Origin of the sequence: Epilithonimonas hispanica (assembly GCF_003385395.1) — a bacterium.
GTDB lineage: Bacteria > Bacteroidota > Bacteroidia > Flavobacteriales > Weeksellaceae > Epilithonimonas > Epilithonimonas hispanica.
Genome location: NZ_QNUG01000039.1, coordinates 1 through 12,471 on the forward strand (window position 1 = coordinate 1; position 12,471 = coordinate 12,471).

General features: G+C 36.1%; 9 protein-coding genes and 1 pseudogene. 4 read left to right on the forward strand and 6 right to left on the reverse strand.

Features of this window, described 5'->3' with window-relative positions:
* Positions 1-275: 275 nt before the first annotated feature.
* The 4 genes from DRF58_RS14580 to DRF58_RS14595 all read left to right on the forward strand — a co-directional run bounded on the left by DRF58_RS14580 (position 276) and on the right by DRF58_RS14595 (position 5,559).
* Positions 276-2,186 carry a T9SS-dependent choice-of-anchor J family protein gene (locus DRF58_RS14580; protein WP_116036479.1) on the forward strand — a complete coding sequence of 637 codons (1,911 nt, stop codon included), beginning with the start codon at positions 276-278 and terminating at the stop codon, positions 2,184-2,186.
* 154 nt (positions 2,187-2,340) lie between these two features.
* Positions 2,341-3,942, forward strand: a complete 1,602-nt coding sequence (locus DRF58_RS14585; protein ID WP_116036481.1) for a GEVED domain-containing protein — start codon at positions 2,341-2,343, stop codon at positions 3,940-3,942.
* Between the two features lie 143 nt (positions 3,943-4,085).
* On the forward strand, positions 4,086-4,781 hold the full coding sequence (locus tag DRF58_RS14590) for a hypothetical protein (protein WP_116036482.1): 696 nt from the start codon (positions 4,086-4,088) through the stop codon (positions 4,779-4,781).
* 388 nt (positions 4,782-5,169) lie between these two features.
* Entirely contained in the window at positions 5,170-5,559 is a 390-nt protein-coding gene (locus tag DRF58_RS14595) for an HU family DNA-binding protein (protein WP_116036484.1), read from the forward strand.
* 419 nt (positions 5,560-5,978) lie between these two features.
* Here DRF58_RS14595 and DRF58_RS14600 read toward each other — a convergent pair whose 3' ends face one another.
* From DRF58_RS14600 to DRF58_RS14630, 6 genes and pseudogenes are all read right to left on the reverse strand, one after another.
* On the reverse strand, positions 5,979-8,003 hold the full coding sequence (locus tag DRF58_RS14600; RefSeq protein ID WP_116036486.1) for a M13 family metallopeptidase: 2,025 nt from the start codon (positions 8,001-8,003) through the stop codon (positions 5,979-5,981).
* A 519-nt stretch (positions 8,004-8,522) separates the two neighbouring features.
* Positions 8,523-8,759, reverse strand: coding sequence for an RteC domain-containing protein (locus tag DRF58_RS19170; RefSeq protein WP_116036487.1), 237 nt, complete (start codon positions 8,757-8,759; stop codon positions 8,523-8,525).
* Positions 8,749-8,957, reverse strand: a pseudogene (locus DRF58_RS19175) (RteC domain-containing protein). Before DRF58_RS19175 ends, DRF58_RS19170 begins: the two are co-directional and overlap by 11 nt.
* A 344-nt stretch (positions 8,958-9,301) precedes the next feature.
* The gene (locus tag DRF58_RS14620) at positions 9,302-10,036 is read right to left on the reverse strand and encodes a T9SS type A sorting domain-containing protein (RefSeq protein ID WP_116036491.1); all 735 of its coding nucleotides are present in this window, start codon (positions 10,034-10,036) and stop codon (positions 9,302-9,304) included.
* Between the two features lie 9 nt (positions 10,037-10,045).
* Entirely contained in the window at positions 10,046-10,273 is a 228-nt protein-coding gene (locus tag DRF58_RS14625; protein ID WP_116036492.1) for a SusF/SusE family outer membrane protein, read from the reverse strand.
* 36 nt (positions 10,274-10,309) lie between these two features.
* On the reverse strand, positions 10,310-12,466 hold the full coding sequence (locus DRF58_RS14630; RefSeq protein ID WP_116036494.1) for a glycoside hydrolase family 97 protein: 2,157 nt from the start codon (positions 12,464-12,466) through the stop codon (positions 10,310-10,312).
* Between the last annotated feature and the right edge of the window lie 5 nt (positions 12,467-12,471).

The following is a 12,471-nucleotide window of genomic DNA, read 5'->3' on the forward strand; positions in this document are numbered from 1 at the left end:
ATTACACGCTTTAGCACACAATTTAAGAAAGAAAGTTGCCTGAAGAGGACAACTTTTCACTTTTTCTTAAAATATTGAAAAACTTTTATAACAAAAAAATCCGCCTCAAATTTTGTTGTGAGACGGATTCTTTTTATTAAATAACTCGAATAAAACACAAATACTTAACATAAAAACACTATATAGCTTTTTTATTTTTAAAAAAAACACAAACACATCCAAAACAATTAAAAATTATTATTAGATTTGTTTTACAATTAAATCAATTATTAATTATGAAGAAATTTTTACTCCCTTGCTTACTTGCATTAGGAATTAGCGCAAACGCTCAAACTTATTTTTCGGATGACTTCGAGGATGAAGATGTTTCCGATTGGACAACCATTGACTCCGATGGCGATGGAAAAAACTGGGCAGATATGTTTTTTGTCCCAGATTCAGCCGGCAACCCAACCACACCTGTCTCGCTTATTTCTAGATCATGGCAGGTAAATGCTCTAACGCCAGACAACTGGATTATTTCACCAGCTATTGATTTAAGTAGCGCTACTGGCTCTCTTTCGTTGAATTGGAAAGTAAAATGCGCTAATGCATCTTGGGACAACGAGCACTACACTGTTTACGTAGGCACAGCAAGCGACATAGCTTCTTTAGAAGCTTCAACGGTTCAATTCTCAGAAACCTATGATGATCCTGCCAATGCTGGAACCCAATACAGCAGAACCCTTGACGTAAGTAGTTTGGCAGGCCAAACCATCTATGTTGCTTTTAGACACCACGATGTTACAGACATGGACTACATCTCTATTGATGACGTTGTTGTAAAAGCTCCTGAAACTACTGCTCCTAGCTGTACAACAATGACAACACCAGCTAACGCAGCTACCGGAGTAGCTACCTCAGGAACAGTACTTACTTGGGCAGCATCTACAGGAGCGGATTCTTATGATATTTATTTAGACACCAACACTACGCCTACTACTTTGGTAGGCAATTCTAGCAGCACAAGTTATACGTTAACAACGTCATTAGCCTCAGAAACCAATTATTATTGGAGCGTTGTTCCTAAAAACTCAATAGGCTCTGCAACTGGATGTTCTGTATTCTCATTTACAACAAAAGTGGCAACCCCTCCAGGATGTGCTAGCAACTTCTCACCAGCAGACGGAGCAAGCGTAAATATTGGAACAGTTCCTTTGTCTTGGTCAGCTCCTACAACAGGAGGAGCAGCCACTAGCTATGATGTTTATTGGGGAACAAGCTCCACTACATTAACAAAATTAGGAAATACAACAAACACAGCCGTTAACATTACCAATGTAACAGCTGGAACATTCTACTGGCAAATTGTCCCAGTAAATGCTGATGGAACAGCAACAGGTTGTGCAATCAATTCACTTATCGCAATTGATACATTTGCACCTTACTGTTCTGGTAACTTAACTTATAGTAGTGGCAGAGAGCCAATCACATCTGTTAAGCTAAATGATTTGACTAATACATCATCTGCAGCTACAACGTCTCCTGCTCATGAAAACTTTATCGACAAAGTAGCGACTGTTGAGCAAGGAAAGGCATATGACATCACTTTTGAAGGATATACTGGAGGTAATTACAGCAATAAATTTATAGCATTTATCGACTGGAATCAAGATGGAGATTTCTTAGATGCAGATGAAACTTATTTTGGTACAACGGACACAGCGCTTACGCTAACAAACTCTACGGGAGCGGATGGTAAGACAGTTACTGGAAGTATTGCTGTTCCTGCTGGAGCTACTTTAGGCAATACAAGAATGAGAATCAAGAAAAATTATGGATCAGCAACCTCATTCTACTTAAGCCCTTGTTATTCTAGCGGAGCTACTGCTACTGCTACAACAGGAACTGCAGGTTATGGACAAGCAGAAGATTACACCATCAATGTTATTAGCCCAACAATGGCTGTTTCCGATGTCAACAAAGATAACATCTCTGTTTATCCAAACCCTTTTGCAGATGTTCTAAAAATCTCTGATATCAAAGGTGTTAAATCAATATCTGTGAATGATATTTCTGGAAGAGAAGTTAAATCTCTTGCACCATCTGCAGAACTTAATCTTTCTAACCTTAATGCTGGATTATACATTGTAAATCTTAAAATGGAAGACGGAAGTGTAAAATCTTTCAAAGCCATTAAAAAATAATTCTTAGGAATTATAAATATAAAGGCCGCTTCGTTATAAAACGAAGCGGTTTTTTTTATTATTCATATGAGTATACTATTTTTAATGTTAATAATCTTTTATTAAAAGAAAAAAAAATCTATATTCGTATCAGTTTTAATAAATTTTTAATATTATGAAAAAAATTCTATTTCCTTGCCTAATGGCATTAAGTTTTGGAGCAAATGCCCAGATTAATCATGTTGGGGATTTTGAAGAAGAGACAAACATTGGTCAATATGGCCAGTTTGGGACTGGTACTATAACAGAAGATGCAGCTTGTGGTGGAAGTTTTGGTGGACAGTTATCAATTGGTGCCACTACATCTCAAACAGGATGGATGGTACAACTCCTTACACTAGAAGACGAAGGCCAAGTAAACAATGGTCAAAAAGTTGACGTAAGCATTAATTATAAAAAAGCCGCAGAAGTTACAGGTACCTTATATGTTTCTTACATGGCTTATAACGAGGTAGAAAATAATTGGAGTATTGTTAACGTTAGCGCAGGAACCCCTTTAACAGCAGCTGCTATAACAGATTGCCAAACTCTTACTGCAACTATTCCTGCAGGAGCGTTACAACCAGGTAGTGTTTATGGTATTGGTGCTTGGTTTGTAAAAAAAACAGGAAACGTTGGTGGAAACATCTATATCGATAACATCTCTATTGCACAAGAATCTGTTGCAACCGCACCATCTTGTACTACCTTTACAGATCTTACAAACGGTGCTGTTGTAGCCGCTGGTACCTATGCATTAACCTGGAACACTGCTGCAAACGCTGTTAACTACAAAGTAACCGTAGGAACAACTCCTGGTGGATCTGATGTATTCAACGAAACTGTGGCAGAAACTACGACTAATGTTGGATTGACCCCTGGCACAACTTACTATACAAAAGTAGTTCCTAGCAATCTAGTAGGCGACGCAACTGGTTGTACCGAAATCTCTTTCTCAACAAACTCAACTGTTGAACATTGCGGACCACTGACTTCTACAGCTCCTAATGCTATTGCGCCAATTAAATCTGTAACCTTTGCTGGTGTTACTAACACTTCTGACCCAACTGCAACAGGAATCGGTGCTTTCCCAGTTCACCAAGACTTCACAACAACAGAGTTCACTGTTTCAAATGATACACAAAGCGTTCCTTTCACCGTATTAGGAGGAACCAATGGCAATGCTTTAAACGGATGGGCTACTTCTGTTTTTGTTGACTGGAACAACGATGGAGATTTTGACGATGCGGGAGAAGCATACTTCAACACTTTTGCAACTAGACTTTATAAAGGCGCTGTGACCGATAACCCAGTTACATTAACTGGCAATATCACAATCCCTGCTGGAACTTCTATTGGAAAGAAATTTATGAGAATTAAATACAACTTCCAATCACCAGCGGCAACTACTCTTCACACAGCTTTAACAACAGGTTGTTCTAATATGATCAACGGTCAGGCAGAAGATTATATCATAGATTACAAAGATGCACTAGCTGTTTCTGATGTAAACAAATCTAGTATCTCTGTATTCCCTAACCCATTCACAGACGTTCTTAAGATCTCTGATGTGAAAGGTGTTAAATCTGTATCTGTAAATGATATCTCTGGAAGACAAGTTAAAACTCTTGCTCCTTCTGCAGAACTTAATCTTTCTAACTTGAAAGCTGGCTTGTACATCGTTAACCTACAAATGGAAGACGGAACTGTAAAATCATTCAAAGCAATCAAAAAATAATTATAAATATCAAGACCGCTTCGTTATAAAACGAGGCGGTTTTTTATTATTCATAGGAGTTATCCATTTTTAATGTCAATATGCTTTTATAAAAAGAAAAAAAACTAATCACATTTGTATTATTTTAATAAATTTATAATATTATGAAAAAATTCATTTTACTTTTCATTTTGTTTTTTTTAACCACCTCTTGTAGAGAAGAAATAGTTTCTGCGGTTAGCAATAAAAAAACTGAACAAACAAATTTCAGCAACAAAAATAGTGAATCTGCCCCCGCTTCACTATCCCTTACAGAGGGAGAATTAAAGTGTGGTAATAGCAACGGAAGCCAACTAACATTAGACCCAAACATAGCCTTAAAACTTAATTACAATGTAAGTTTTTGGGATGGATCAGGATATTCTAATTGTTTACAAAACGGAAGACAATGCGTTGATCTTTCGCATTTTTTAGGAATACTATTACCAAAGGGAAAAAGCACCCCGCAGAGAAGTTTTAAAATATATTATGGTGGTGCTATTGATTATAATACCACCTCCCAAGATATGGTAGAAACATTTACAATTGGTGAAACTAATAATGACGGAAGTGCTTTTGGTGGCAATCCTTACATCTCAGATGAAAATACCAATAAGATATTACAAGCATTTACAAAAGAAATTAACAAAATTAAAAGAAGAGATAATGGAAAGATTTATTTTATAAAATCTTATGAGATATATACAAATGCATTACTTTGCATCCCTCCATATAAATTCGTAACGATTAAGATAAGATACATTGATCCAATTTACGACCCAACCGGCATTGGTCCAGGTATCCCAGCAGACCCTTTTTAAAATGAAGAATATATATCTTTACACGCCCACTCGTTTGAGTGGGTTTTTTATTATTTAAATTATTGAAACTTAGGCTTATTTAACCTTGTCTGTCATTCTTTAAAACCATAACATCATGCAATAAAATTTTAAAAATCCTCCAGTACAGAAAACAGATCTCGGATTTCGTGGCAAAACAAGAAACCAGATGCTTTCTGAAACTAGAAAATCGACAATCATAAACCTATATAGATAAGAAATAAGGCATCATAATACCATTATAAAACAGCACCTTAAAAATATCAATCGAAATAAAAATTATTCTGCATAATATGCATTTGTGTTAGAAAAAAAATTAATTTAATCATTCAAACTTTATTTTATTAATCAATATTAAAACCAAATCATTATGCCAGTAAAATACAATGTGGTGGAACGTAAGAATCCACTAAACAAAAACGCAACACCAAAATTCTATGCAAGCGCCAAAGCAGATGGCGAAATCAATCTAAAAGCTATTGCCAAAGAAATAGCAGGAGGCTCTACTACCGTTTCGGATACGGATGTCTTAGCTGTTTTGAATGATTTAATCAAATCTATTGCACGTCATTTGAATGATGGTAAAATTGTGAAATTGGACGACTTTGGAAGCTTTCGCATTACCTTGTCTAGTGAAGGCTTGGAAACAGCAGAGAAAGTAAACTCTTCTGCGATAAAAAGTAGTAAAATCATTTTTCGACCAGGACAGGATCTACAAGATATGTTGAGAAATTTGAAATACGAAAAATACCGAAAATAAAAACCCATACCAACTAAAAAAAATCCTTTTCAAAACCACCACTTCGATAAATTTTTATCGAGGTGGTGGCTGTTTATAACCATTGTGAAAACACTTAGTAAAACATATACAGACATCTTGCTCAACATATACGGACATATTAATAAACATATACGGACATCTTGCTCAACATATACGGACATGTTATCCCTTGCATTTGGAGACTACTTTTTGACAATTAGTAAGATTTTCTTTTAGTATTAAATGGGCTAAAGCCCATTTCTATTGAATTTTAAAATTTCTCTTATCCCGAACTCAGGTTAATCTTACCATTATCAAACAATTGCAAGCTCTCTATTTGCAGGATTTTAGTCTTATACAATCAAACAAAAAGCCCTGTGAAATTCACAGGACTTTGTCATTTTATTCTGATTCTGATTTTACCAGATTTTCACTCTTTCTTCTGGTTTTTTGTAAAGCTTGTCGCCTTGCTTCACATCAAAGGCTTTGTAGAAAGCCTCGGTGTTCACCAAAGGTCCAAAACTTCTGAAGAAACCTGGAGAGTGCGGATCGGTCTTCACTTGGTTGCTTAAATATTTTTCTGTGGACAAAGTTCTCCAAACGGTAGCCCAGCTTAGGAAGAACCTTTGATCTGGAGAATAGCCATCTATTTTACCTGGGTTCCCTTTATCTTTCAGGTACATTTGCAATGCATCATAAGCGATATTAACCCCACCAAGATCGGCAATATTCTCACCATTGGTGAAAGTTCCATTCACGTGTACATCTTTTACTGGTTCGTAAGTATCGTACTGAGCTGCTAAGCTTTTGGTAGCTTTCTCGAAGTTGGCTTTATCCTCTGCAGTCCACCAATCTTTTAGGTTTCCATCACCGTCAAACTGAGCACCACTATCATCAAAACCATGCGTCATCTCGTGACCAATTACAGCTCCTATCCCACCGAAGTTAACTGCTGCATCTGCATTAGGATTAAAGAAAGGAGGCTGTAAGATTGCCGCTGGGAAAACAATCTCGTTATTCACCGGATTGTAATAAGCATTCACAGTCTGTGGAGACATCCCCCATTCTGCTTTATCCACTGGCTTTCCTATTTTTTCTAATTCTTTAGCATATTGCCAACTAGAAACATTTTGAAGATTAGCGTAAAGTGTTCCGCCATCTTTCTCAGATTTCAGTGTCAGTTTAGAATAATCTTTCCAAGTATCTGGATAAGCAATCTTAACTGTGAATTTATTTAGTTTTTCTAATGCCTTAGCCTTAGTTACCGGAGACATCCAAGTCAATCCGTTAATGTGAACAGCAAAGCTTTTCTTAAGGTAATCTACATAAGTCAACATCTGAGCCTTAGCTTCTGGTGTGAAATATTTATCAACATAAACCTTTCCAAAAGCTTCCCCAACAACACCATTAATCAAACCAAGTGCTCTCTTGTTAAGCGCTCTCTGCTCTTGCTGACCTTGTAGATACTTGCTGTAGAAGTTGAATCTCATATCATCCAGCTTCTGATCCAGATAACCGGCACTTCCTGAAACTAAATTATACTTCAAATAATCCTTTAGCAATGGGATATTCTTTTCTGTAAGGAAAGTATCCAGTTTTTTATAATAACCTAGTTCCCCAATGATTACTTTATCTGTCTTCACACCTACCGCTGCGAGATATTTTGGAAGATCAACATTCTTCACCAATGCTTTTAGTTCTGGTAAAGTTTTAGGATTGTATTGTAAATTAGAATCGCGGATCTGCTCGTTTGTCAATAATGTTGATGCGATTTGCTTTTCAAAAGCTATAATTTGAGCCGCTACAGCATCAGCATTTTTGTAACCAACCTCTGTAAGAACCTGAGCTACATATTTTTTGTATTCCTCGATAGTTTCTGCATTCTTAGGAGATTCTTTCTGGTAATAATCTCTACCAAGTCCCAAAGACGCATCACCAAGGTAAACTGCGTTCATCTTAGAGTTTTTAAGATCGCCATCTACACCCCAAGCGTATAAAGAATTATCTCCTCTTTTGGTAGCATCTATAAGATACTTTTGAAGATCTGCAAGATTCTTAATTGCGTCAATCTTAGCAAGATCACCTTTTATAGGATTAAGACCATCTGCATTACGCTTATTCATATCCATATAAGTCTGATAAAGCGCTTGTATCTTCTGCCCTTCGGAACCGTTTTCGTATTTTTCTTTCAGAATGCTATCTAAAAGCCCAAGAGAATTGTTGTCTGTAGTTTCTCTCAACTGAGTGAAAGAACCCCAGCTTGGTTTGTCTGCAGGAATCTTGGCAGTTTTCATCCAAGTTCCATTGACATAGTTATAAAAATCATCCTGAGGACGAACAGAAGTATCCATATAATTAAGCTCCAAAGCTTGTTGCTTAGACTGAGCAGAAATATTACTTACAAAAGAAGCCAACATTAATGCTGTAATAGAGATCTTTTTCATTTCTTGATAAAAATATTTGTTCTATTTGTAGTTTTAAAATCGAATTTGTTACAATTTGACTTTAAAAAATTAAAGGTTTAAAATTAAGGCTTATTGTCATAAATCTTTTATAAACCTATTAATAATTAAAGCTTTAATCCAAAATAATTTCCACTAAATTATTTATTTAAATTAATTGATTAGATATATATGATTTTAATATATAGAATGATATTTTTACAACTTAATTCACTACAAATCTTACACAGATGCATCATAATTTATTATTGATACTAGCCATGTTGTTTTCAGTTTTCATGATGGTAATGGTTGCCAAAAAATGAAAATAGCCTATCCCATATTCTTGGTTATTACTGGATTAGCAATCAGTTTACTCCCCGGAATCCCAGAAGTAGAACTAGATTCAGAATTAGTATTTCTAATCTCCCTCTAATTTCTAAAAATGTTCTGCGATATTGTCCCCAAATCAATTGCAAATATTATTTCAAAACATTCTGCAATATCTTTTAAATCAGCTGTTCAGTTGTTTAATACCCCTTCGGAATGGAGCGCATACATCAATTCTATTAATGAAACTTTAGGAGCTGTCCATTTCAGAGCCAAGTTGTGAATGTGTTGTGAATTGTTATCGGTATATTTTTTATAGAGTTCCGCTAATTCATTTTCCAGATAAACCTGTAATTGGTCATTGGTAATGATTTTTGCTACTTTATAATCATATGAAGTATTAAAAGAATGATCGGATTCAAAAAAAATAAGTCTCTAAATTTAGTTTTATGTCATATTTACCCCGAACAAAATAATACTGGTCTAAATAACTGCTTCCTGTCCTGTAATATTTATAGAAGTCCAGATTGTGTTCAAAATAAATTTGAGTTTAGCTAATTGGCTCTCATAATATTTCCAGATAATCTTTTCTCCTCCGTTTGGTTTTTTTGTTTCAATTTTCAACACGCAATTATGATAAATGAGCTTTGAAAGTATCTGTGGTTTCAGCTCTTTGAAAAACAAAATTTCCTACTGTTCGTTTTTGAATGTTCTTTGAAGCACAAAATCCCTTAATGCAGATAAGCTTTTTAGCACCAGCTTTATGCTTTCTTCGGATAAAACAATAGGATTGTCTATTTCTAAATTAAGATCAGAAATTTTCCCTTCTAGCGATTCAATTATTTCATAGTATCTCGTTAACATTTTATAATATTTCAAAGATTATATCTTATATTACATTCAAAAAAAGTGGAGGCAAGCCTCCACTTTTATCTCATAAATAATTAAATTTTCTATATGGAAAAAAATTATTACTTAACAATAATTTTTGCAGAATAACTGTCACTATTACTGTCAATTTTCAAGATATATGTTCCAGTTTTCAAAGCAGTTGTGTCAATTTGATTATTTATAATAGTGGAACTGATGATTTTCTTACCATCAAAATTGAAAATATCCGCGCGACTGTTGTCGAAACCAGTTGGAGATTGTATGAAAATTCTCCCACTAGAAGGATTCGGGTAAACGGATAAAACTTTTCCTTTTATATTATTTACAGCAAGAATCAATCCTGGAGTTATCGTAACCTTGTTGGCTGTCGGATTTACAAAAACCGTATAATTACCAGATGACATGATTTGCCACTTGTAATCTACAGCACCACCCGTTACAATCTGCGCAGCAGTATTTGAAAAACTTTGATGATTAGATAATGGCATATAGAAACTACCATTAAAATCATTGAAAGCTCCCATAAAGATTTTAAATTCGCCGGCACTGAAACTTCCCTGATAATAATATTCCGAAGAATTGTTTGGATTTTGGGTAAACTTCTGATCAATAACACTATCCATACTCCAGCCTCCTGGAGTAGCATCACCGATAATCCAGAAATTTTTGTAGGAAGCTGTAGTTGAGGTTTGCTGCACATTAATGCTCATCGTGTTAAGATTTACTGTAACATCAAACTGCGCTAGTGCGCTTACAGACCACTGATTGTCTGCTCCATTTTTCAGAACTTTGGCCGCATCATTAGGGTCTTTCACATAAAAATCCTAACACCAACAAGAGTTCTGATTATTCGCAAACTTATAAGCCCCTGCAAACAATGGTCCGGAATATTTGTAAACACCGCTGGAAACGGTTTCCAAAGCCAAAGCCTTTTCTATATGCCAGCCAATTGGTGTAGCATTTCCGACAATATACAAAGTTGATGGCAACTGTACCAACGAGAATCCTGCATTTACAAACAGGAAAACGAAAAAAAGAATTTTTGTTTTCATAATTTGTATGTTAAAAATGAGTTTTCATAGTTTTTGTTATAGGGTTTCTAAACCTTTCAGTTCCGCTTTATCTTTTACCGGAATAATACTGATGGCATAACCTCCGCCAGGAACAGAAAGTTGCTCTAATTTTGATTTGCTAGTTACCACCACTTTTCGGATGCTGTAAGCCTGTGTATTTTTAAGATAATCAGCATCTTTTGCATCAGAATAAATCGTTGCAATGTATTGTTTGCCTTTATCCAAGAAATCAAAAGAAATTTTTGATTTGAAAGGCTTGTAACCAGAAACATTTCCTACAAACCATTTGTCTGTGCCTTTTGCTTTTCTTGCAACGGTAATATATTGTCCCGGCTCAGCTTCCAGATATTTGCTATCATCCCAATCTACCGCCACATCTTTGATAAACTGGAAAGCATCCGGGAATTTCTCATAATTCTCAGGGAAATCCGCTGCCATCTGCAATGGGCTGTACATTGTTACATACAAAGCCAATTGGTTGGCAATCGTCGCATTAACGTGGGAACCATTGGTTACATCCATCTGGAAAATCCCAGGTGTATAATCCATTGGTCCACCAATTAATCTTGTGAAAGGCAAAATAGCTGTGTGGTTTGGATTGTTTCTGTCGTTACCAAACGCTTGGTATTCTGTACCTCTTGCAGATTCATTTCCAATAAGGTTTGGATAAGTTCTGGCGATACCAGTTGGACGAACCGCTTCGTGAGCATTAACCATAATTTTATAATCTGCCGCTTTTTCTATTGCATACTGGTAATGGTTGTTGGTCCATTGGCTGTAATGCGTTTCGCCTACAGGCAGGATGTTTCCTACATAACCACTTTTCACCGCATCGTAACCGTATTTGTTCATCAGTTTGTATGCTGCATCCATATGGCGTTCGTAATTTCTGATAGATCCGGAAGTCTCGTGGTGCATAATCAGTTTAATGCCTTTGGAATGTGCATAATTGTTCAAAGCTTTGATATCGAAATCCGGATAAGGTGTTACGAAATCAAAAACGTAATCTTTATCGTTTCCGAACCAGTCTTCCCAACCGATGTTCCAGCCTTCCACCAAGACGGCATCAAAACCGTTTTTCGCCGCAAAATCGATATATCGTCTTACATTGCCATTGTTGGCGCCGTGTTTTCCGTTTGGTTTTGCTTTGGAATAATCGGTAACGCCTAATTGCACAGACGGATATTCATCGGTATAAGCCCAGCTGCTTTTCCCGGAAATCATCTCCCACCAAACACCTACATATTTGGTTGGTTTGATCCAAGATGTGTTTTCAATTTTGCTTGGATCATTCAGGTTATAAGTCAATTTGGAAGCCAAAATATTTCTTGCATCATCGCTTACGATAATGGTTCTCCACGGTGTGTGGCGTGGTGCCTGCATTTTACCTTTGTCTCCATGAGAATCCGGCGTTAACCAAGATTCGAAAACAAAGTTTTTGTCATCCAAATTAAGGTGCATACAAGAATAATCGATCAAAGCAGCCTCGTGAAGATTGATGTAAACACCGTCTTTGGTTTTCAGCATCAAAGAAGTCTGAACAGCTGTTGGCGAAAAAGAAGTCTGAGAAACATTTCCTTTTTCATAAGATTTTGCCATCAGCCCTCTGACTTCTGACAATTTTGATGTTGTATAGTTGTACTCCTGCGTATCATAATCGCCGGGAATCCAGTAAGCTGTGTGGTCGCCCGTCATCGCAAACTGTGTTTTCTCTTCTTTTATGGTAAAGTAAACCAGATTTTTTTGTTGAGGAAACTCGTAACGGAAACCCAATCCGTCATCAAACAAACGGAAACGAACATCTACCAAGCGGTCTGTTCCGCTTTGTTTTAGGTGAATCAAAATCTCGTTGTAATTGTTGCGGATGGTTTTTGTTTCACCCCAAACTGGCGTCCAAGTTTCATCAAACTTGGCTGTTTCTGAACCAGTGATTGCAAAATTGTTGTTCAAAAAATTACGAGCATCATTTGCAGGTGTATCTTTGGTTTTCAGCTCAAAGCCCAATTTACTCGGTTTAATGATTTCTTTACCCTTATAATTGAGTTGATAGGTAGGGAAACCACCATTCTGAATAGAAAAATTCATCACAAATTTTCCGTCTGGAGATTGGAGCTGTTGTGCAAAAACAAGGCTTACAAAACTTAATGCAATAAGCAATAATAATTTCTTCATTTTCT

Coding starts and splice junctions, on each gene's coding strand:
- DRF58_RS14630 (WP_116036494.1), bottom strand. CDS start 12,466: ATGAAGAAATTATTATTGCTTATTGCATTAAGTTTTGTAAGCCTTGTT.
- DRF58_RS14600 (WP_116036486.1), bottom strand. CDS start 8,003: ATGAAAAAGATCTCTATTACAGCATTAATGTTGGCTTCTTTTGTAAGT.
- DRF58_RS14625 (WP_116036492.1), bottom strand. CDS start 10,273: ATGAAAACAAAAATTCTTTTTTTCGTTTTCCTGTTTGTAAATGCAGGA.
- DRF58_RS14595 (WP_116036484.1), top strand. CDS start 5,170: ATGCCAGTAAAATACAATGTGGTGGAACGTAAGAATCCACTAAACAAA.
- DRF58_RS14590 (WP_116036482.1), top strand. CDS start 4,086: ATGAAAAAATTCATTTTACTTTTCATTTTGTTTTTTTTAACCACCTCT.
- DRF58_RS14580 (WP_116036479.1), top strand. CDS start 276: ATGAAGAAATTTTTACTCCCTTGCTTACTTGCATTAGGAATTAGCGCA.
- DRF58_RS14585 (WP_116036481.1), top strand. CDS start 2,341: ATGAAAAAAATTCTATTTCCTTGCCTAATGGCATTAAGTTTTGGAGCA.